At 72.6% G+C, this 20,258-nt stretch carries 18 protein-coding genes; 10 read left to right on the top strand and 8 right to left on the bottom strand.

The features are described from left to right. Positions 1 to 4: 4 nt before the first annotated feature. Positions 5 to 802, bottom strand: coding sequence for an Fpg/Nei family DNA glycosylase (locus ACWD3O_RS11255; protein ID WP_451415687.1), 798 nt, complete (start codon positions 800 to 802; stop codon positions 5 to 7). 142 nt (positions 803 to 944) lie between these two features. Next, positions 945 to 5,762 carry an ATP-dependent helicase gene (locus ACWD3O_RS11250; RefSeq protein WP_451415686.1) on the bottom strand — a complete coding sequence of 1,606 codons (4,818 nt, stop codon included), beginning with the start codon at positions 5,760 to 5,762 and terminating at the stop codon, positions 945 to 947. A gap of 133 nt (positions 5,763 to 5,895) precedes the next feature. On the opposite strand from ACWD3O_RS11250, the gene ACWD3O_RS11245 reads away from it, so the two are divergent. From ACWD3O_RS11245 to ACWD3O_RS11210, 8 genes are all read left to right on the top strand, one after another. After that, a complete protein-coding gene (locus tag ACWD3O_RS11245; protein WP_451415685.1) occupies positions 5,896 to 6,741 on the top strand; it encodes an AzlC family ABC transporter permease in 846 nt (281 codons plus the stop codon). Further along, positions 6,738 to 7,043, top strand: a complete 306-nt coding sequence (locus tag ACWD3O_RS11240; RefSeq protein WP_451415684.1) for an AzlD domain-containing protein — start codon at positions 6,738 to 6,740, stop codon at positions 7,041 to 7,043. Before ACWD3O_RS11245 ends, ACWD3O_RS11240 begins: the two co-directional genes overlap by 4 nt. Positions 7,044 to 7,077: 34 nt before the next feature. After that, positions 7,078 to 7,272: a DUF3046 domain-containing protein gene (locus ACWD3O_RS11235; RefSeq protein ID WP_451409068.1), complete on the top strand. Its 195-nt coding sequence runs from the start codon at positions 7,078 to 7,080 to the stop codon at positions 7,270 to 7,272. A gap of 198 nt (positions 7,273 to 7,470) precedes the next feature. Next, positions 7,471 to 8,598 carry an AI-2E family transporter gene (locus tag ACWD3O_RS11230; RefSeq protein WP_451415709.1) on the top strand — a complete coding sequence of 376 codons (1,128 nt, stop codon included), beginning with the start codon at positions 7,471 to 7,473 and terminating at the stop codon, positions 8,596 to 8,598. A gap of 204 nt (positions 8,599 to 8,802) precedes the next feature. Then, positions 8,803 to 9,927: a recombinase RecA gene (recA, locus tag ACWD3O_RS11225; RefSeq protein WP_451409069.1), complete on the top strand. Its 1,125-nt coding sequence runs from the start codon at positions 8,803 to 8,805 to the stop codon at positions 9,925 to 9,927. A gap of 4 nt (positions 9,928 to 9,931) precedes the next feature. Beyond that, a complete protein-coding gene (recX, locus tag ACWD3O_RS11220; RefSeq protein WP_451415683.1) occupies positions 9,932 to 10,603 on the top strand; it encodes a recombination regulator RecX in 672 nt (223 codons plus the stop codon). A 50-nt stretch (positions 10,604 to 10,653) separates the two neighbouring features. Beyond that, the gene (locus ACWD3O_RS11215) at positions 10,654 to 10,959 is read left to right on the top strand and encodes an ArsR/SmtB family transcription factor (RefSeq protein ID WP_451409071.1); all 306 of its coding nucleotides are present in this window, start codon (positions 10,654 to 10,656) and stop codon (positions 10,957 to 10,959) included. After that, a complete protein-coding gene (locus ACWD3O_RS11210; RefSeq protein ID WP_451409072.1) occupies positions 10,956 to 11,348 on the top strand; it encodes a VOC family protein in 393 nt (130 codons plus the stop codon). The genes ACWD3O_RS11215 and ACWD3O_RS11210 overlap by 4 nt, the downstream gene beginning before the upstream one ends. A 295-nt stretch (positions 11,349 to 11,643) precedes the next feature. Here ACWD3O_RS11210 and ACWD3O_RS11205 read toward each other — a convergent pair whose 3' ends face one another. The 5 genes from ACWD3O_RS11205 to ACWD3O_RS11185 form a co-directional block, all read right to left on the bottom strand. Continuing rightward, entirely contained in the window at positions 11,644 to 13,293 is a 1,650-nt protein-coding gene (locus ACWD3O_RS11205; RefSeq protein WP_451415682.1) for an FAD-dependent monooxygenase, read from the bottom strand. Positions 13,294 to 13,437: 144 nt separating this feature from the next. Then, a complete protein-coding gene (locus ACWD3O_RS11200) occupies positions 13,438 to 14,340 on the bottom strand; it encodes an amino acid ABC transporter permease (RefSeq protein ID WP_451409074.1) in 903 nt (300 codons plus the stop codon). After that, positions 14,337 to 15,005, bottom strand: a complete 669-nt coding sequence (locus tag ACWD3O_RS11195; protein ID WP_451409075.1) for an amino acid ABC transporter permease — start codon at positions 15,003 to 15,005, stop codon at positions 14,337 to 14,339. Before ACWD3O_RS11195 ends, ACWD3O_RS11200 begins: the two co-directional genes overlap by 4 nt. A 101-nt stretch (positions 15,006 to 15,106) precedes the next feature. Beyond that, a complete protein-coding gene (locus ACWD3O_RS11190) occupies positions 15,107 to 15,952 on the bottom strand; it encodes a glutamate ABC transporter substrate-binding protein (protein WP_451415681.1) in 846 nt (281 codons plus the stop codon). 109 nt (positions 15,953 to 16,061) lie between these two features. After that, complete coding sequence (locus tag ACWD3O_RS11185) at positions 16,062 to 16,838, bottom strand: amino acid ABC transporter ATP-binding protein (protein ID WP_356133797.1); 777 nt, start codon at positions 16,836 to 16,838, stop codon at positions 16,062 to 16,064. A gap of 260 nt (positions 16,839 to 17,098) precedes the next feature. On the opposite strand from ACWD3O_RS11185, the gene ACWD3O_RS11180 reads away from it, so the two are divergent. Both ACWD3O_RS11180 and ACWD3O_RS11175 read left to right on the top strand, forming a co-directional pair. After that, positions 17,099 to 17,788 carry a response regulator transcription factor gene (locus ACWD3O_RS11180; RefSeq protein WP_451409078.1) on the top strand — a complete coding sequence of 230 codons (690 nt, stop codon included), beginning with the start codon at positions 17,099 to 17,101 and terminating at the stop codon, positions 17,786 to 17,788. Between the two features lie 7 nt (positions 17,789 to 17,795). Then, positions 17,796 to 19,205 carry an ATP-binding protein gene (locus ACWD3O_RS11175; RefSeq protein ID WP_451415680.1) on the top strand — a complete coding sequence of 470 codons (1,410 nt, stop codon included), beginning with the start codon at positions 17,796 to 17,798 and terminating at the stop codon, positions 19,203 to 19,205. Here the strand turns inward: ACWD3O_RS11175 and ACWD3O_RS11170 are convergent. Continuing rightward, positions 19,195 to 20,193, bottom strand: coding sequence for a TAXI family TRAP transporter solute-binding subunit (locus ACWD3O_RS11170; RefSeq protein WP_451415679.1), 999 nt, complete (start codon positions 20,191 to 20,193; stop codon positions 19,195 to 19,197). The genes ACWD3O_RS11175 and ACWD3O_RS11170 overlap by 11 nt on opposite strands. Positions 20,194 to 20,258 lie beyond the last annotated feature (65 nt).

Here is a 20,258-nt window from a genome sequence, read left to right as displayed (position 1 = left end):
GCGTTCACGGCGTGGGGCCGGCCTGGCAGCGGGGGCACCAGGAGGTGGGACGCCCGTCCTGGTCGGCGACACGGACGGGCGTGCCGCAGCGCAGGCACGGACGGGGCGCGCGCCCGTAGACGTACAGGTTCTGGTTCTGCGCGGCGGTCCGCCCCGTCGTCCGCCGCTGGTGCCGGTCCCGGTTGGCGGCCAGCAGCCGCCGTGCCATCTCCGGCAACGCCTCCGCCCTGTCCTCGGGCAGCAGCCGGAACGGCAGCCACGGCGTCACGCCCAGCAGGAAGCACAGCTCGCACTTGTACACGTTGCCGATCCCGGCCAGGTTGCGCTGGTCCAGCAGCGCCTCGCCGAGCGGGCGGTCCGGGTCACGGGCGAGGTTGGCGAGGGCGACGTCCGGGTCCCAGTCGGGCCCCAGCAGGTCCGGCCCCAGGTGCCCCACGACCTGGTCCTCCTCGGTGGTGCGCAGCAGTTCGAGCACGGGCAGCCGGTAGCCCACCGCCGTGTTCTCGGCCGTGCCCAGCACCGCGCGGATCTGGTGCTGCGGCCCGGGCAGCCGGACGCCGGGGCCGCCGCCGGGCAGGATCTTCCAGGCGCCGTCCATCCGCAGGTGCGAATGGAGGGTGAGGCCGCCGTCCATTCGGGTCATCAGGTGCTTGCCGCGGGGGACGACCTCCAGCACGGCCCGTCCGGTCAGGTCCGCCGTCGCGAACCGCGGGACCCGCAGGTCGCTGCGGAGCAGCACCCGGCCCGCGAGGGCCGTGTGCAGCTTCTTCGCGGTGAGCCATACGGTGTCGCCTTCGGGCATGCCTCAAGGGTGCCCCAGGGGAGGCGCGGCAAGGGTCCCCATGAGCCGCCGGGGCACGGACGGGCTCACGGACGGGCTCACGGACGAGCGGAGCCGCCGGGGCGTCCTCCGCGAGCCGCCGTCACGGACGACCCGGCGGAGGTCAGGCGCGCAGGCGCAGCCCGCGGGGCGTGGCGACGAAACCGGCGGTCTCCAGCACCGTCCCCTGCGGTGCGCCCAGTGCGGGCTCGCCGTTGATCCGCTCCACCGTGACCGTGCCCAGCGAGCCGGACCGGGCGGCTTCGGCGAGCGCCTGGGCGGCCTCCCCCAGCCGGGGGTCGCGGTCGGCCGGGAGATCGGGCTCGGCGGGCCAGGCGAGGAGGGTCTTGCCGCCGCGCTCCATGTAGAGCACCAGTTCGCCGTCGACCAGGACCACCAGGGAGCCCGCCTTGCGGCCCGGTTTGTGTCCCGCGCCGCCGGGCGGTTCGGGCCAGCCGAGGGCCGCCCCGTAGGTGTTGGCGGGGTCGGCGGCGGCCAGGACCACGGCACGGGAGGCGCCGACGTCCCGGCGGCCGCCGCCGAACCGGTCGGCGGGACGGCCGCCGTACCGGCCGGGGCCCCCGGAGGGATCGGCGATCGGGGCGGGGCCCCAGGGTTCGGGCATGCCGTCCTCGCCGCCCGGCGCGCCCCCCGGTGTGCCGCCGCTCCACGGGTCGGCGGGGGCCGGGGCCGCCTCGCCGCGTTCGCGGGCGTTGGCCGTCGCCCGCAGGCGGTCCACGGCGCCCTCCATGGCGAACTGGGCGGCCCCGAGCCCTTCGACCACGTAGCCGCGCCGGGCCTGGCCGACCTCCTCGAGCGCGGCCAGCACCCGGTAGACGGCGGAGAAGCCGCCCTCGACGCCTTCCGCGCCGACCGCTCCCCGGGTCACCACGCCGTGCCGGTCCAGGAGGGTGCGGGCCAGGGCGGTGGAGCGCACCGTGGGGTCGCCCTCCCGGTCCGGCAGCAGCGACCAGCGGCCGGCCACCGTGGGCGGGCCGGTGCGCGAGGCGGTCCGGGCCGCGGCGGTGAGGGAGCCGTACCGCCCGCGGGGCACCGACCGCCGGGCGCGGTGGGCGGTGGACCCGGCCGTGCGGCCGGAGCCGAGCAGGGAGCGCATGGGGGCGAGGGTGTCGTTGGTGAGCCGCCCGGACCAGGCCAGGTCCCAGAGGGCGTCGGCGAGCTGCGGGTCCGTGGCGTCCGGGTGGGTGGTGGCCCGGACCTGGTCGGCGATCTGCCGGAAGAACAGGCCGTAACCGCCGGAGAGCGTCGTCAGCACCGACTCGTGGAGGGCGGTCAGCTCCAGCGGATGCGCGGGCGGGAGCAGCAGGGGTGCGGCGTCGGCGAGGTAGAGGGAGACCCAGCCGTCCTTGCCGGGCAGCGATCCGGCGCCCGCCCAGACGACCTCGCCGGCGGCGGTGAGCTCGTCGAGCATCGCCGGGGTGTAGCCCATGACACGGGACGGCAGGACCAGCTTCTCCAGCGCGGAGGCGGGCACCGAGGCGCCCTGGAGCTGTTCGACCGCCCGGACGAGACCGTCGATGCCGCGCAGGGAGTGGCCCTTGCCGATGTGCTGCCACTGGGGGAGGAACTGGGCGAGCGCGGCGGGCGGGGCCGGCTCGAGCTCCTGCCGCAACGCGGCCAGGGAGCGGCGCCGCAGCCGGCGCAGGACCGTGGCGTCGCACCACTCCTGGCCGATGCCGGCCGGGTGGAACTCGCCCTCGACGACCCGGCCGCCGGCGGCCAGCCGGCGCAGGGCGCCCTCGGTGACGGCCACGCCCAGACCGAGGCGGGCGGCGGCCGCGGCGGAGGTGAAGGGGCCGTGGGTGCGCGCGTAACGGGCGAGCAGGTCGCCCAGCGGATCCTTCACGGGTTCGGTGAAGGCCTCCGGGACACCCACCGGGAGGGCGGTGCCGAGGGCGTCCCTCAGCCGGCCCGCGTCCTCCACGGCGGCCCAGTGGTCGGCCCCGGCGATCCGCACCCGGATGGCGCGGCGGGCGGAGGCGAGTTCGTCCGCCCAGCCGGGCTCGGCGCCGCGTTCGGTCAGCTCGGCGTCGGTGAGGGGGCCCAGCAGCCGCAGGATGTCGGCCACGCCCTCGGGGTCCTTCACCCGCCGGTCCTCGGTCAGCCACTGCAGCTCGCGCTCCAGCTCGGTGAGGACCTCGGCGTCGAGCAGTTCGCGCAGCTCGGCCTGGCCGAGGAGCTCGGCCAGCAGCCGGGAGTCCAGCGACAGCGCGGCGGCCCGCCGCTCGGCGAGCGGCGAGTCGCCCTCGTACAGGAACTGGGCGACGTATCCGAAGAGCAGGGAGCGGGCGAACGGGGAGGGCTCGGGAGTGGTCACCTCGACGAGGCGGACCTTGCGGGACTCGATGTCGCCCATCAGCTCGGTCAGCCCGGGGACGTCGAACACGTCCTGCAGGCATTCGCGGATCGCCTCCAGGACGATCGGGAACGAACCGAACTCGCTCGCCACAGAGAGCAGTTGGGCAGCGCGCTGGCGCTGCTGCCAGAGCGGGGTGCGCTTGCCGGGGTTGCGGCGGGGCAGCAGCAGGGCACGGGCGGCGCACTCGCGGAACCGGGAGGCGAACAGGGCGGAGCCGCCGACCTGGTCGGTGACCAGCCCGCTCACCTCGCCCTTGTCGAAGGCGACGTCCCCGGCGCCCACCGGCGCCTGCTCGCCGTCCCACTCCCGGCCCGCCCGGCCGGGTTCCTGGTCCGTCAGGTCCAGGCCCATCAGGTCCGCGTCGGGCAGGCGCAGCACGATGCCGTCGTCGGCGTGCATCACCTGGGCGTCCATGCCGTACCGCTCGGACAGGCGAGCGGAGAGGGCCAGCGCCCAGGGGGCGTGCACCTGCGCGCCGAACGGGGAGTGCACGACGACCCGCCAGTCCCCGAGCTCGTCCCGGAAGCGCTCCACCACGATCGTGCGGTCGTCCGGGACGTGGCCGCAGGCCTCACGCTGCTCGGTCAGGTACGCGATGACGTTGTCCGCGGCCCAGGCGTCCAGCCCCGCCGCGAGCAGCCGGAGCCGGGCGTCCTCCTCCGACAGGGAGCCGACCTCGCGGAGGAACGCCCCGACCGCCCGGCCGAGCTCCAGCGGACGGCCCAGCTGGTCGCCCTTCCAGAACGGCAGCCGCCCGGGGACGCCCGGCGCGGGGGAGACCAGCACCCGGTCCCGGGTGATGTCCTCGATGCGCCAGGAGCTGGTGCCGAGGGTGAAGACGTCGCCCACCCGGGACTCGTAGACCATCTCCTCGTCGAGCTCACCGACCCGGCCTCCACCCTTTTTGGGGTCCGAGCCCGCGAGGAACACGCCGAACAGGCCGCGGTCCGGGATGGTGCCGCCCGAGGTGACGGCCAGCCGCTGGGCGCCGGGACGGCCGGTGACCGTGCCGTGCACCCGGTCCCACACCAGCCGGGGCCGCAGCTCCGCGAAGGCGTCGGAGGGGTAGCGGCCGGCCAGCATGTCGAGGACGCCGCTGAACGCCGACTCCGGCAGCGAGGCGAACGGCGCCGCCCTGCGCACCATGGCCAGCAGCTCCTCGACCTGCCAGGTGTCGACGGAGGTCATCGCCACGATCTGCTGCGCCAGCACGTCCAGCGGGTTGGCCGGGACGCGCAGCGACTCGATCGCGCCGGTCCGCATCCGCTCCGTCACCACGGCGGCCTGCACCAGGTCGCCGCGGTACTTGGGGAAGACCACGCCCGTGGAGACGGCGCCCACCTGGTGGCCGGCGCGGCCCACGCGCTGCAGGCCGGAGGCGACCGACGGGGGCGACTCGACCTGCACCACCAGGTCCACCGCGCCCATGTCGATGCCCAGTTCCAGGCTGGAGGTGGCGACCACCGCGGGCAGCCGCCCCGCCTTGAGGTCCTCCTCGACCTGGGCGCGCTGCTCCTTGGAGACCGAGCCGTGGTGGGCGCGCGCGATGACCGGGGGCGCGCCCTGGGCGGCGCCGGAGCCGCCCATGAGTTCCGCCGGGGCGTGCTGCTCCGGCATCGCCTCGCCGGTGGCGCGTTCGTAGGCGATCTCGTTGAGCCGGTTGCAGAGCCGCTCCGCCAGACGGCGGGAGTTGGCGAAGACGATGGTGGACCGGTGCGACTGGACCAGGTCCGCGATGCGTTCCTCCACCGAGGGCCAGATCGACGGCCGTTCCCCGTCCTTGCCGGCGTCGGAGGCGGGGGACCCGCCCAGTTCGCCCATGTCCTCCACGGGGACGACCACCGAGAGGTCGAACTCCTTGCCGGACGGCGGCTGGACGATCTCCACCCGGCGCTGCGGGGAGAGGTAGCGGGCCACCTCGTCGACCGGGCGGACGGTGGCCGACAGGCCGATGCGCCGCGCCGGGCGGGGCAGCAGCTCGTCCAGCCGCTCCAGGGAGAGCGCCAGGTGGGCGCCGCGCTTGGTGCCCGCCACCGCGTGCACCTCGTCGAGGATCACCGTCTCCACACCGGCCAGCGCGTCCCGCGTGGCGGAGGTCAGCATCAGGAAGAGGGACTCGGGCGTGGTGATCAGGATGTCCGGGGGCCGGTTGGCCAGCGCGCGGCGCTCGGCGGGCGGCGTGTCGCCGGAGCGGATGCCCACCCGGACCTCCGGCTCGGGCAGGCCGAGGCGGACCGCCTCCTGCCGGATGCCGGTCAGCGGGCTGCGCAGATTGCGCTCGACGTCCACCGCGAGGGCCTTCAGCGGGGAGACGTAGAGCACCCGGCAGCGCTTCTTCGGTTCGGCGGGCGGCGGTGTGGACGTCAGCTGGTCCAGCGCGGCGAGGAACGCGGCCAGCGTCTTGCCGGAGCCGGTGGGCGCCACCACCAGGACGTCCGACCCCTCGCCGATGGCCCGCCAGGCGCCGGCCTGGGCGGACGTGGGCGCGGTGAAGGCGCCCGTGAACCAGCCGCGGGTCGCGGGGGAGAAGCCTGCCAGTGCGGGGTGGGGGGTGCCGGCCATGGATCCATCCTGCACCTCGCCACCGACAGTCGCCCGGGGCTCCGTCCGGGCCGGGCCCGGAGCGCCTTCGGCCGGCCTGCCCGAATATCGAACACGATGAACGGCCGACGAGCGCTTTTCCTAAGGTGCGTGTGTGGCACACGAAACAGCACACGCGGCCTCCTCGGGCCGGCCGGAACCGGATGACGCCAAGCCCGACGCGGCGGTGGTCAGGGACGCCCTCGGGGTCGGCGTCGCCGTGGGGCTCTCCGGTTTCGCCTTCGGGGTGACCTCCGCGGGCGCCGGACTGACCCTGCTGCAGACCTGTCTCACCAGCCTGTTGATCTTCACCGGCGCGTCCCAGTTCGCTCTGGTGGGCGCTCTCGCCGCGGGCGGCAACCCCTTCACGGCCGCGGCCGGCGCGTTCTTCCTCGGGGTGCGCAACGCCTTCTACGGGCTGCGGTTGTCGCAGCTCCTGGCCCTGCGGCGGTCGGTGCGGCCCGCGGCGGCGCAATGGGTGATCGACGAGACCACGGCGGTGGCGCTCGCCCAGCCGACCCGGCGGGCGGCGCGGATCGGGTTCACGGTCACCGGCGTCACCCTCTACGTGCTGTGGAACCTGACGACGCTGCTGGGCGCGCTGGGCGCCGAGGCCATCGGGGACACCGACGCCTGGGGGCTGGACGCCGCCGGGCCCGCGGTCTTCCTGGCCCTGCTGGCGCCCATGCTGCGCGGCGCGGAGGAGCGGTGGGTGGCCGCCGTCGCGGTGGTGCTCGGACTGGGGCTGCTGCCGGTGCTGCCGGCGGGCGTGCCGGTCCTGGTGGCGGCGCTGGCGGCACCGGTGGTGCTGTACGTGCGGGGCCGACGGCGCCCCGGCGCGGAGGGCCCGGCCCACGACAGGGGCGAGGACCGCGCCGAGGGCGGGCTTCGTGACCGTGCCGAGGGTGGGCCCCGTGACCGTGCCGAGGGCGGGGCCGAGGACGAGGAGGGGCGGCCGTGAACGTCTGGATCGCGATCGGGCTGACGGCGGTCGGCTGCTACGCCGTGAAGCTGGCGGGCCTGCTGGTACCCGGTGAGGTGCTGGAGCGGCCGCTGGTGCGGCGGCTGGCCGCGCTGCTGCCCGTGGCCCTGCTGGCGGCGCTCACCGCGCAGCAGACCTTCGCCGACGGGCGGGAGCTGGTGCTGGACGCCAGGGTGGTGGGCGTGGGGGCCGCCGGGATCGCCCTGGCGCTGCGGGCGCCGTTCCTCGTGGTGGTCGGCGTCGCGGTGGCGGTGACCGCGGGGGTCCGGGCACTGATGTGAACTGATGTGACCCGTGAGGGCGGATACTGGACGCATGCGGTTGACGGTCTTCTGGCAGCGGATGGCGGATCACTTCGGTCCGGGGTACGCCGACTCCTTCGCGCGCGACCATGTGATGACGGAGCTCGGCGGACGCACCGTCCACCAGGCGCTCGACGCCGGCTGGGAGGCGAAGGACGTGTGGCGGGCGGTCTGCACCGCGATGAACGTCCCGCCGGAAAAGCGCTGAATCGCCGAGAAGTGTCCGAACACCCGCGAGGTGGGCGAGACTTGGCCCGTGACAGGGCCTGAGGGGACAGCGAGCAGCAAGGAGACGGACGCGCCGGCGGAGACCGCGGGCGCGGGGGTGCCACCGCAGCGGGACGCGGCCGGAGCCCCGCCCGCCGCTCCCCCTCCGCCCACCGCCTCCGCCTCGTCGGCCGCCCGGATGCCGCGCTGGCTGCCGCGCGCCATGGTCCTCGCGCTCTCCCTGGTCGCCGTCTTCCAGCTCGGCAGCTGGGCCTTCCACCGGCTGACCGGGCTGCTGATCAACGTGCTGATCGCCTTCTTCCTGGCGCTCGCCATCGAGCCCGCGGTCAGCTGGATGGCCTCCCGCGGGATCCGGCGGGGCGTGGCCGCCTGTCTGGTCTTCCTCGGCGTGCTGATCGGGGCGGCCGGCTTCGTCACCCTGATGAGCTCGATGCTCGCCGACCAGATCATCCAGATCATCGACGACTTCCCGCACTACCTGGACTCGGTGATCAACTGGATCAACGCCCACTTCGACACCGAACTGCGCCGGGTCGACGTCCAGGAGAGCCTGCTCAGCTCGGACTGGCTGCACAGCTACGTCGAGGACAGTGCCAGCGGCGTGCTCGACGTGTCCGCCCAGGTCCTCGGCGGCCTGTTCCAGCTCCTCACGGTCACGCTGTTCTCGTTCTACTTCGCCGCCGACGGCCCCCGGCTGCGGCGCGCCCTGTGCTCGGTGCTGCCCCCGGCCCGGCAGGCGGAGGTGCTGCGGGCCTGGGAGATCGCCGTCGACAAGACCGGCGGCTACATCTACTCGCGCGGTCTGATGGCGCTGTTCTCGGGCCTGGCGCACTACGTGCTGCTGCAGTCGCTCGACGTGCCCTACGCGCCGGTGCTGGCGGTCTGGGTGGGGCTGGTGTCGCAGTTCATCCCCACCATCGGCACCTACCTGGCGGGCGCGCTGCCCATGCTGATCGCCTTCACGGTCAACCCCTGGTACGCGCTGTGGATCCTGGTCTTCGTGGTGGTGTACCAGCAGTTCGAGAACTACCTGCTGCAGCCCAAGCTGACCGCGCGGACCGTGGACATCCACCCGGCGGTGGCCTTCGGGTCGGTGATCGCCGGCACCGCCCTGCTGGGAGCGGTGGGCGCGCTGATCGCCATCCCGGCGGTCGCCACCCTGCAGGCGTTCCTCGGCGCCTACGTGAAGCGGTACGACGTCACGGACGACCCGCGGGTGCACGGTCACCGGCGGAGGACGGCGGACGAGGCCGCCCGGGGGCTCTTCCGCAGGGCGCGCCGGCTCTGGCGGCGTTCCCGGGTGTGAACTTGACACAAAAATCGAACAGGCATTCTTATGGGGCTACCGGTGACAGTCGGGCACCCGTCTTCCAGCGGTACTTCTGTACGGTTTGAGGAGAAATGCGCCCGAGTTGTCCACAGGGCAGGCGGGCGTCGGGGCGCGTTGTCAGTGGCAGGCGTTAGCGTCTTTGACGTGAAGCGATCGACTCAAGCAAACCGGGTGGAACCCATGGCAGGAACCGACCGCGAGAAGGCGCTGGAAACAGCTCTCGCGCAGATTGAACGGCAATTCGGCAAGGGCGCGGTCATGCGCATGGGTGACCGCACCCAGGAGCCCATCGAGGTCATCCCGACCGGCTCGACCGCCCTGGACGTGGCGCTCGGCGTCGGCGGCCTGCCGCGCGGCCGAGTGGTGGAGATCTACGGCCCGGAGTCCTCCGGCAAGACCACGCTGACCCTGCACGCGGTGGCCAACGCGCAGAAGGCCGGCGGCCAGGTCGCGTTCGTGGACGCGGAGCACGCGCTCGACCCCGAGTACGCGCGCAAGCTGGGCGTGGACGTCGACAACCTGATCCTCTCGCAGCCCGACAACGGCGAGCAGGCGCTGGAGATCGTGGACATGCTGGTCCGCTCCGGCGCGCTCGACCTGATCGTCATCGACTCCGTCGCGGCGCTGGTCCCGCGCGCGGAGATCGAGGGCGAGATGGGTGACAGCCACGTGGGTCTGCAGGCCCGCCTGATGAGCCAGGCGCTGCGGAAGATCACCAGCGCGCTCAACCAGTCCAAGACCACGGCGATCTTCATCAACCAGCTCCGCGAGAAGATCGGCGTCATGTTCGGCTCCCCGGAGACGACGACCGGTGGCCGCGCGCTGAAGTTCTACGCCTCGGTGCGCATCGACATCCGCCGCATCGAGACCCTGAAGGACGGCACGGACGCGGTCGGCAACCGCACCCGCTGCAAGGTGGTCAAGAACAAGGTGGCCCCGCCCTTCAAGCAGGCCGAGTTCGACATCCTCTACGGCCAGGGCATCAGCCGTGAGGGCGGCCTGATCGACATGGGCGTGGAGCACGGCTTCGTCCGCAAGGCCGGCGCCTGGTACACGTACGAGGGCGACCAGCTCGGCCAGGGCAAGGAGAACGCCCGCAACTTCCTCAAGGACAACCCCGCCCTGGCGGAGGAGATCGAGCGGAAGATCAAGACCAAGCTGGGCGTCATCAAGCCGACCGAGGAGGAGGCCGCCAAGGACGCGGCCGCCGAGCCGGCCGGCGCCGAGGGTGCGGACGCCGCCAAGGCGGTCCCGGCTCCCGCGGCCCGGACCACCAAGGCGAAGGCCGCGGCGGCCAAGAGCTGACCCGATGACACGCCGAGCCGAATGGGCCGCCGAGCCGGCCGGCCCCGACGACGGGTCCGGCCCGCCCGGTCCGGCCCGTCGTCCCGGTCGCGGCAGTCGTCAGGGCCGCGGGACACGCGGCGAGCAGGTCGATCGCATCGCTCACGACGGTGACCGCGGGGATCCGGCCGAGCGGGCGCGGGGCATCTGCCTGCGCCTGCTCACCGGGTCCCCGCGGACCCGGAAGCAGCTTGCCGACGCCCTGCGCAAGCGGGAGATCCCGGACGACGTCGCCGAGGAGGTCCTCAGCCGCTTCGAGGAGGTGGGCCTGATCGACGACGGCGCCTTCGCCGACGCCTGGGTGGAGTCCCGCCACCACGGCCGGGGCCTGGCCCGCCGCGCCCTCGCCCGTGAGCTGCGGACCAAGGGCGTCGACTCCTCGCTGATCGACGAAGCGGTCTCCCAGCTCGACAGCGACCAGGAGGCGGCCACCGCCCGGGAGCTGGTCGACCGGAAGCTGCGGTCCACACGGGGGTTGGACCGCGACCGGCGCATACGCCGCCTCGCCGGGATGCTGGCCCGCAAGGGCTATCCCGAGGGCATGGCCCTGCGGGTCGTCCGCGAGGCGCTCGAGGCGGAAGGTGAGGACACCGACCTCGACGAGCTCTCCGGGTATCCGGGGGACGACGTCGACTGAGTACGCACGCCCGGTTGATAGGCAAGTGATGGCTTGCCTATCATGAGGGTGTGGCCGACGACCTTTTCAAAGCCTTGGCCGACCCCACGCGCCGCACCATCCTCGACGAACTCACCGAGAAGTCCGGCCAGACGCTGTTCGAGCTCTGCTCCCGGCTGAGCATGAAGCACCGGCTCGGCATCTCGCGTCAGGCCGTCTCGCAGCACCTCGCTCTGCTGGAGGCCGCCGGGCTCGTCGAGACCAGGCGTGAGGGCCGCTACAAGTTCCACGACCTGAACACGGCCCCGCTGCGGCAGATCGCCGAGCGGTGGCCGCTGCCCGACACCTCCGCACCCGGGAAGAGCGACTCCTCATGAAGATCCACCTCACCAGCGTTTTCGTCGACGACCAGGCCAAGGCCGAGCGCTTCTACACGGAGGTCCTCGGCTTCGTGAAGAAGCACGACGTCCCGGTGGGCGAGAAGGACCGGTGGCTGACCGTCGTCTCGCCCGACGAGCCCGGCGGCACGGAGTTGCTGCTCGAGCCCGCCGGCCACCCGGCCGTCAAGCCCTACCGCGACGCGCTCGTGGCGGACGGCATCCCGCTCGCCCAGTTCGCCGTCGCGGACGTCACCGCGGAGTACGAGCGCCTGACCGGCCTCGGCGTCCGCTTCACGCAGGAGCCGCTGGAGATGGGGCCGGTGACCACGGCCGTCTTCGACGACACCTGCGGCAACCTCATCCAGATCGCTACCGAACCGAAGTAGTCGGCCCGACCGAAGTAGTCAACCCGACCGAAGTAGCCGCCCGACCGAAGTGGTCGGCCCGACCGAAGTGGCCGCCAAGCTGCAGATGCGTTCGGCCGAGAGCGGCCGACCCGCACGACAGCAGCCGACCGCAGGCATCCGGTCGACGCCGGCCGGGCGAGACAGTGGCCGAGGCGGCCGGCAGGGCGGCCTGAGGCAAGGCAGTCGAGCCGGGCCGGGCGGCGTGGCTCGCCCCCTGCGGCAACGGCGGAGGCGAGGCCGTCGGCGGCACAGGCCGGGTGCCGGCGGCCCGCGGTCAGCGTGCTGCCGCCTGCTCGGCGGGGTCGGGCTCCGGTGCCGCAGGGGAGGGGAGCGCCGGTCCCGCTCCCGTCGCCGCCTCCGCCGCGGCGCGCAACTCGGCCGGGCGGACGCCGCCGAGGGCGGTGACCAGGCGGCCGTCCGGGCGGATCAGCAGCACCGTGTGCGCGGGCGCGCCCGGATACGCCTCGGTGACCAGCAGTTCCGCCGGAGCCGGAAGGGTCCGGACCGCCTCGGCCAGCGCCGGCATGATCCCGGCCCCCGCCCAGTGCCGCCTGTCCCACACCCCGGTGCCGGGCGCCACCAGCACCACCGGGAAGGCGCCCCGCCCCAACCGCTCCCACAGCCCGGTGGAGGTGCCGTCCTCCGCGGTGACCCGCACGTCCGCGGCCAGTTCGCCGGGCAGAGTGTCCACCACGACGTCCGCCTCCGTCGGCGCGGGGAGCAGCGGCGAGGAGCCGTACCCGCCCGGCCCGCCGAGCGAGCCCCGCCCGAGGTGACCGTCGACCAGCAGGGCGTCCTGGGCACGCGCCGTCCCCGGTACGTAGGCCCGCAGCCCGCCGCCGCGCAGTATGGGCAGCGCCTGGTCGGCGGCGCGCAGCCGGGCGGCGACCACCGACCGGCGCTCGGTCTGATAGGTGTCCAGCAGCGACTCGGGCGCCCGGTGCCGCAGCACGAAGGCCAGCTTCCACGCCAGGTTCTCGGCGTCCCGCAGACCCTCCTCCAGCCCCTGGCCACCCAGCGATCCCAGCAGGTGGGCGGCGTCGCCCGCCAGGAAAACCCTGCCCCTGCGCCAGCGCCGGGCCAGCCGGTGGTGGACCGTGTGGACCCCGGTGTCGAGCAGTTCGTACCGCGGCGGCAGGTCGGCGCCCTCCCAGCCGGCCAGCGTCTCGCGCACCAGCGCCACCAGCACGTCCGGCGTGACCAGGTGGACCGCGGGATCACGCGGCGGCGGCATCAGCCAGTCCAGCCGCCACGCCCCGTCCGGCAGCGGGCGCGCGACCACCTCGCCGGAGAACGGCACCGAGGACCGCCACGGCGGGCTCCGGTGCAGCAGGCCCTCACCGGCCCACGGCAGGCCGGCGCGCAGGGTCGCCACCGCGTGACGCTCGACGGCGGTGCGGCCGGGGAAGCGGATGTCCAGCAGCTTGCGGACCGTGGACCGGGCGCCGTCGCAGCCCACCAGATGGCTGCCGCGCCACCAGGTTCCGGCGGCCCGGGCGCGCACCTCGGAGCCGTCCTGTTCCAGCGAGTCCAGCCGGTTCGCCGGCGCCAGGGTGACCAGGTGTTCCCGCTCGGCGGCGGCACGCAGGGTGCCGGTCAGCGCGTGCTGCGGAAGATGCAGGGGGGCGTCGTCGCCGAAGTCCGTCTCGAACGCCGTCCGGCGGCCGCGCAGCGCGCGCCAGCCGCTCCAGCGCAGACCCAGCCGGCCGAGGCCGCCGCCGGTGACGCGGGTGATCAGCGCCGCGGTGTCCGGATGCAGCACGGCGGTGCGGGCCGGACGCAGCTCCGCGCCGCCCTGACCCTCGCCGAGGACCACCGAGGGGACCTCCTGCCGCGCGAGCGCGAGCGCGAGGGTGAGCCCCACCGGACCCGCGCCCACGACGAGCACAGGAGCGGAGGAGGGTGGAGCGGAGTGCGCGATCACATGGTTATGCAACCCATTGCAGGTGTCCGCGTCAAGCGACGGAGGCAGTGGCGAGCCCGCCACTGCCTCCGTCGGATGCTTCCCGTGTCACCAGGGACGTCGTGGGACCGACGTGGTGTCAGGTCCGTTTCGGCGCCGGCTCGATCACAGAGTCTTCTTGACGTCCTGCTGCTCGCCCGGCGTCGACAGCTCGGCCACCGAGTCGGCGGCGACGACGGCGCCGGTGGACTTCTTGCCCCGGCGCAGACGCTTCTCCAGCCAGCCGGCGAAGGAGGTGAGGGCGAAGTTCACCAGGATGAAGATGATCGCCGCCACCGTGAGGGACGGGATGATGTTCGCCCCGTAGTACGAGCTCATCGTGGTGGCGTTGGACAGCAGCTCGGGGAAGGTCATCATGGCGCCGCCCAGCGCGGTGTCCTTCACGATCACCACGAGCTGGCTGACGATGGCGGGCAGCATCGCGGTGACCGCCTGCGGCAGCAGCACGATCCGCATCATCTGGTTCTTGCGCAGGCCGATGGCCATGGCGGCCTCGGACTGTCCCTTGGGCAGGGACTGGATACCGGCGCGCACGATCTCCGCGAGCACCGAGGCGTTGTAGAGCACCAGACCGGTGACCACCGCGTACATCGGTCGCGAGTCGACGCTCACGCCGGTGTACAGGTAGTAGAACTGCAGGCAGAAGACCATCAGGATCAGCACCGGGATGGCGCGGAAGAACTCCACGACCACCGTGGCCGGCACCCGGATCCAGGCGTGGTCCGACATCCGCGCGATGCCGAGGACGGCACCGAGCGGCAGGGCTATCACCAGCGCCAGCGCCGCGGCCAGCAGGGTGTTCTTCAGGCCCGGCAGCAGGTAGGTGGTCCACGCCTCGGTCGTGAAGAACGGCGACCACAGGGCCCACTCCAGCTGGCCCTTCTCCTTCAGGGCGCCGTAGACCCACCACAGCAGCAGCGCCACGGCGACCAGGAAGACGACCGTGTAGACGACGTTCCGGGCCTTGGCACGGGGCCCCTGGGCCTCGTAGAGAACCGACGCGCTCATCGCTTCACCGCCACCTTCTTGCCCAGCAGCCCCATCAGCAGGCCGGTGGGCAGCGTCAGGCACACGAAGCCGAAGGCGAACACCGCGCCGATCAGCACCAGCTGCGCCTCGTTCTCGATCATTTCCTTCATCAGCAGCGAGGCCTCGGCCACGCCGATGACCGCCGCCACCGTGGTGTTCTTGGTCAGGGCGATCAGCACGTTGGCCATCGGGCCCACCGACGAACGGAAGGCCTGCGGGAGCACGATCGTGCTCAGCACCTGGCCGAAGTTGAGGCCGAGGGCGCGTGCCGCCTCCGCCTGTCCGACCGGCACGGTGTTGATGCCCGAACGCAGCGCCTCGCAGACGAACGCCGAGGTGTAGAGGATCAGGCCGAGCACCGCCAGGCGGAAGTTGACGACGTCGATGACGCCGTCGCCCCAGAGCTCGATCCGCAGCGTCTGGTTGAGTCCCAGCGAGCTGAACAGGATCACCACGGTGAGCGGGATGTTGCGTACGAAGTTCACGTACGCGGTGCCGAAGGCGCGCATCAGCGGCACCGGACCCACCCGCATGCCGGCCAGCAGGGTTCCCCACACCAGGGAGCCGATGGCCGAGAAGACGGTGAGCTGCACCGTCAGCCAGAAGGCTCCCAGCAGGTCGTAACCTTCAAGAAAGTCGAACACGATCTCCCGCGCTTCCGCGTGTCGGTTGGCTCAGGGCAGGCGGCCCGTCCTCCCGGCCGGAGCCGGGAGGACGAGGACCGCCGTGGTGAAGCCGCTGGACGTTACTTCTTGATGTCGCCGATCTTCGGCGCGGGCTCGTTCTCGTAGTTCGCGGGGCCGAAGTTGGCCTCGACCGCCTTGTCCCACGAACCGTCGGAGACCATCTTCTCCAGGGCGGAGTTGATCTTCGCCTTGAGGTCGCTGCCCTCCTTGACGCCGATGCCGTAGTTCTCGTTCGACAGCTCGAGGCCGGCGAGCTTGAACTTGCCCTTGTGCGCGTCCTGCGCGGCGTAGCCGGCGAGGATCGAGTCGTCCGTGGTCAGCGCGTCGACGGCGCCGTTCTGCAGACCGGTCAGGCAGGCGGAGTAGGTCGGGTACTCCTGCAGCTGGGCCTTGGGGGCCAGGCTCTCCTTGACGTTCTGCGCGGAGGTCGAACCGGTCACCGAGCAGAGCTTCTTGCTGTTCAGGTCCTCGGCCGACTTGATGGAGTCGTCGTCGGCGCGGACCAGCAGGTCCTGGTGGGCGAGGAGGTACGGGCCGGCGAAGTCGACCTTCTGCTCGCGCTCGTCGTTGATCGAGTAGGTGGCGGCGATGAAGTCGACGTCACCGCGCGCGAGCATGTTCTCGCGGTCGGCGCTCTTCGACTCCTTGAACTCGATCTGGTCCTCGGAGTAACCGAGCTCCTTGGCCACGTACTTCGCGACGTCGACGTCGAAACCGGCGTAGCCCTGCGGGGTCTTCTGGCCCAGGCCCGGCTGGTCGAACTTGATGCCGATCGTGATCGAGCCCTTGCCGCCCTCGGAGCCGCCCTTGGCGTCCTTCTCGGCGGCGCCCTCACCACAGGCGGTGGCGGTCAGGGCCAGGGCGAGCACGGCCGCGGAGGCGGCGGTGACCTTACGAAGCTGCATGGTGAACATCCTTTGCGTGATGAGGAGAGGTACGACCCATCCCCGGACGAACCCGGGTGACGGGAGGCGGCGCGGGTGCCGGAGCGGTGGGTGCCCCCGGCGGATTGCCTCAGTGGTGCAGGATCTTGGACAGGAAGTCCTTGGCCCGGTCGCTGCGCGGGTTGCTGAAGAACTGCTCCGGAGCGGCCTCTTCGACGATCCGCCCGTCCGCCATGAAGACCACCCGGTTCGCGGCCGACCGGGCGAAGCCCATCTCATGCGTGACGACGATCATGGTCATGCCGTCGCGGGCGAGCTGCTGCATGACCTCGAGGACCTCGTTGATCATCTCGGGGTCCAGGGCCGAGGTGGGCTCGTCGAAGAGCATCACCTTCGGCTCCATGGCCAGCGCCCGCGCGATGGCGACACGCTGCTGCTGGCCGCCGGAGAGCTGGGCCGGGTACTTGTCCGCCTGCGCGCCGACGCCGACCCGGTCGAGCAGGGCCCGCGCCTTCTCCTCGGCCACCTTCTTGTCGGTCTTGCGGACCTTGACCTGGCCCAGGGTGACGTTCTCGAGGATCGTCTTGTGGGCGAACAGGTTGAACGACTGGAAGACCATGCCGACGTCGGCCCGCAGGCGGGCCAGTTCCTTGCCCTCGGCGGGCAGCGGCTTGCCGTCGATCGTGATCGACCCGGAGTCGATGGTCTCGAGCCGGTTGATGGTGCGGCACAGAGTGGACTTGCCGGACCCGGAAGGCCCGATCACCACGACAACCTCACCGCGGGCGATGGTCAGGTCGATGTCCTGGAGCACGTGCAAAGCGCCGAAGTGCTTGTTGACGTCCTTCAGGACCACGAGATCGCCGACCGGGGCCGCATCGTCCTTGGCCACCGTTACATCGGTCATCGTTTGCTGGCTCCGTCCTCCTCGGTTTCCGGTGGACCTTAATAACCCGGTCCTACCAGCGCATTACTTCTGAGCGGAAATTGAGCATCACGATCGGATAGCAAACGGACACAAGCCGTAGTTGGGACGTCCTGCTCCGTACCGGGTGGGTAACGAAACCCTCCCCGTAGCTCCTAAACCTGTTCAGCGGGTGGTACCCGATAGGAAGCCCGGACGTAACGCGCGTAGGGGCGGGACGGCCGAAGGGAGGGCCGAACGACATGAGACTGCTGCTCGTCGAGGACGACAACCACGTGGCGGCGGCCCTGACGGCGGTCCTCGCCCGCCACGGGTTCACCGTCACCCACGCCCGCAACGGCGAGGAGGCGCTGCGCGCGCTCGTGCCGGGCGGGCCCGCCTTCGCCGTCGTCCTCCTCGACCTCGGCCTGCCCGACCAGGACGGTTTCGAGGTCTGCGGGCGGATACGCAAGCGGACCAGCACCCCGGTGATCATGGTGACCGCCCGGGCCGACGTCCGCTCCCGCATCCACGGCCTCAACCTCGGGGCCGACGACTACGTGGTCAAGCCCTACGACACCGGGGAACTGCTCGCCCGCATCCACGCGGTCAGCCGCCGCCGCGCCTCCGAGGACAACGCGCCCGACGCCGACACCACCGTGATCGAACTGGGCACCGTACGGATCGAGCTCTCCACCCGGCAGGTCACGGTCGACGGGGCCGCGGTGGCCCTGACCCGCAAGGAGTTCGACCTGCTCGCCCTGCTCGCCCAGCGCCCCGGCGTGGTCTTCCGGCGCGAGCAGATCATCAGCGAGGTGTGGCGTACCAGCTGGGAGGGGACCGGGCGTACTCTCGAGGTGCACGTCGCCTCGCTCCGCTCCAAGTTGCGCCGGCCGACGCTGATAGAGACCGTTCGCGGCGTCGGGTACCGACTCGTCGCCCCGGCCGCCTAGGGGACGGGTGCGCACCAGGCTTCTTCCGCTGCTGATCGTCCTGATGGCAGCCGTGCTGCTGGCCCTGGGCGTGCCCCTGGCGATCAGCGTGGCCGCCGCCGAGCAGCAGCGCGTGGTGGTCGACCGCATCGACGACACCGCCCGCTTCGCCGCCCTGTCCCAGTTCGTCGGCACCCTGGCGCCCGGTGACGTCACCGAGGACGCGGCGGGGGAGCGCGGCGCCAAGCTGGAACGCGAACTCGACAGCTACCACGCCGTCTACGGCATCCGGGCGGGCGTCTTCCTGCGCAACGACGAGGTGCTGACCTCGTCGCCCGGCGACTGGCGGCTACCCGCCGGGGGCGAGGTGCGCGCCGCCTTCGCCGAGGCGCTGCTGAGCCGCCGCAGCCACGACCCGGCGCAGGTGTGGCCCTGGCAGGACCGGCGGCTGGTGGTCGCCTCGCCGGTGATCCGGGACGGTGACGTGGTCGCCGTGGTGGTCACCGACTCGCCCACCGGCGGGATGCGGGACCGCACCCTGCGGGGCTGGCTGGTGATCGCCGCCGGGGAACTCGCCGCCATGCTGGTCGCCGTGGGCGCCGCGCTCCGCCTCACCCACTGGGTGCTGCGGCCGGTCCGGATCCTGGACGCGACCACCCACGACATCGCCACCGGCCGCCTCAAGTCCCGGGTAGCCGCGGCCGGCGGGCCCCCCGAACTGCAGCGGCTGGCGCGGTCGTTCAACGAGATGGCGGACCACGTCGAGGACGTGCTGGAACAGCAGCGCGCCTTCGTGGCCGACGCCTCCCACCAACTGCGCAACCCCCTCTCCGCGTTGCTGCTGAGGATCGAACTCCTCGCGCTGGAACTGCCCGAGGGCAACGAGGAGATCGCCTCGGTGCGCACCGAGGGCAAGCGGCTGGCGCACGTCCTCGACGACCTGCTCGACCTGGCGCTCGCCGAACACGCGGAGCCCGACCTGGGCCTCACCGACATCGGGGCGCTCACCGGGGAACGGGTCGCCGCCTGGGCGCCCGCGGCCGAGGCCAAGGGCGTCCGGCTCACCGGCGAGTGCCCCGCCACCACCGCCTGGGCGGACCCGGTGACCCTCTCCAGCGCCTTGGACGCGGTGATCGACAACGCGGTCAAGTTCACGCCCGCGGGCGGCCAGGTGCGGGTGACGGTGACCGCGAACGGCCGGACCGTCCGGGTCCAGGTCACCGACGAGGGACCGGGCCTCACCGACGACGAACTCGCCCGCGTCGGGGACCGGTTCTGGCGCAGCGGACGCCACCAGAACATCCAGGGCTCCGGACTGGGGCTGTCCATCTCCAAGGCGCTGCTTGCCGCGGCGGGCGGTTCGCTGGACTTCGCCCACCACGAGCCGCGGGGGCTGCGGGCGACGGTGAGCGTGCCCCGCTCCGGCCCTACGGCTTGACCGACCGGTAGTAGCGCAGCGCCCCCGCGTGCAGCGACACCGGGTGGGTGTCGATCGCCGTGCGCACGTCGACCAGCTGGGCCGAGTGCACCACCTCGCCTATCTCGTCCCGGCTGTCGATCACCGTGCGGGTCACCCACTCGGTGAGCTCGGGATCCACGTCGTCGCGGGTGATGAGCAGGTTGGGGACGGCCAGGGTCTCCACCGGTCTGCCGTTCATCGCCTTCCGGTAGGCCGACTCCGGCAGGGTGGTGGTCCGGTAGTGGTCGAGCGAGTGGTCCTGGCGGTGCAGGTCGGCGACCAGGCGGCTGTCGATGGGCACGAAGCGGTAGTCGAAGTCCTCGGCCAGGTCCACCAGGCCCCGGGTGGGGATGCCGCCCGACCAGAAGAACGCGTCGAGCCGGCCCTTCCTGAGCTGGTCGGGGCCTTCGTCGATGCCGTGGCGGTGCGGCACGATGTCGTGCTCCGGGTCCAGGCCGGCCGCCTCCAGGACACGCTCGGCGATCAGCCGCACGCCGGAGTTCTCCGGGCCCGTGCCGACCCGGAGCCCCTCGAGGTCGGCGACCCGCCGGACGTTCGAGCCGACGGGCACGACGAGGTGGACGTAGTCGTCGTAGAGGCGCACCACACCGCGCAGCTGCCGCGCGCCCTTCAGGTCACGGCGCTTGTAGTCCTCCACCGCGTCCGCCGCGGCGACGGCGAACTGCACCTGGCCGGTGGCGACCATGGCCACGTTCTGTCCGGACCCCCGGCTCTCCACCAGGTCCACCGCGAGATCCGGCATGTCGACGGCCAGCTTGTCCTTCAGGTGCTCGCCGTACACCTGGTACACGCCCGCCTTGGTGCCGGTCCCGAAGCTGATCTGCCCGCTCGGCGGCGTCCTGCCCAGCGGCTGAAGCCACCACAGCAGCACGGCCAGCACCACGAGGGCGACGGCCGAGCCCGTGAGGGCGCGCCGTCCGCCGATGCGGGTCAGTGCCGTGAACATGCCCGCGATCCTGCCAGCGCGCGCCCGCCGCCGGTAGGCCGGGGATCACGTCGCGGCCCAGCCGT

Source organism: Streptomyces sp. NPDC002640, assembly GCF_053592575.1.
Note: the sequence above shows the minus strand (reverse complement) of the source record. Positions and strands in the feature narration are given on the sequence as shown.

Coding starts and splice junctions, on each gene's coding strand:
- ACWD3O_RS11255 (WP_451415687.1), bottom strand. CDS start 802: ATGCCCGAAGGCGACACCGTATGGCTCACCGCGAAGAAGCTGCACACG.
- ACWD3O_RS11250 (WP_451415686.1), bottom strand. CDS start 5,762: ATGGCCGGCACCCCCCACCCCGCACTGGCAGGCTTCTCCCCCGCGACC.
- ACWD3O_RS11235 (WP_451409068.1), top strand. CDS start 7,078: ATGCGGTTGACGGTCTTCTGGCAGCGGATGGCGGATCACTTCGGTCCG.
- ACWD3O_RS11230 (WP_451415709.1), top strand. CDS start 7,471: ATGCCGCGCTGGCTGCCGCGCGCCATGGTCCTCGCGCTCTCCCTGGTC.
- recA (WP_451409069.1), top strand. CDS start 8,803: ATGGCAGGAACCGACCGCGAGAAGGCGCTGGAAACAGCTCTCGCGCAG.
- recX (WP_451415683.1), top strand. CDS start 9,932: ATGACACGCCGAGCCGAATGGGCCGCCGAGCCGGCCGGCCCCGACGAC.
- ACWD3O_RS11210 (WP_451409072.1), top strand. CDS start 10,956: ATGAAGATCCACCTCACCAGCGTTTTCGTCGACGACCAGGCCAAGGCC.
- ACWD3O_RS11200 (WP_451409074.1), bottom strand. CDS start 14,340: ATGAGCGCGTCGGTTCTCTACGAGGCCCAGGGGCCCCGTGCCAAGGCC.
- ACWD3O_RS11190 (WP_451415681.1), bottom strand. CDS start 15,952: ATGCAGCTTCGTAAGGTCACCGCCGCCTCCGCGGCCGTGCTCGCCCTG.
- ACWD3O_RS11185 (WP_356133797.1), bottom strand. CDS start 16,838: ATGACCGATGTAACGGTGGCCAAGGACGATGCGGCCCCGGTCGGCGAT.
- ACWD3O_RS11180 (WP_451409078.1), top strand. CDS start 17,099: ATGAGACTGCTGCTCGTCGAGGACGACAACCACGTGGCGGCGGCCCTG.
- ACWD3O_RS11170 (WP_451415679.1), bottom strand. CDS start 20,193: ATGTTCACGGCACTGACCCGCATCGGCGGACGGCGCGCCCTCACGGGC.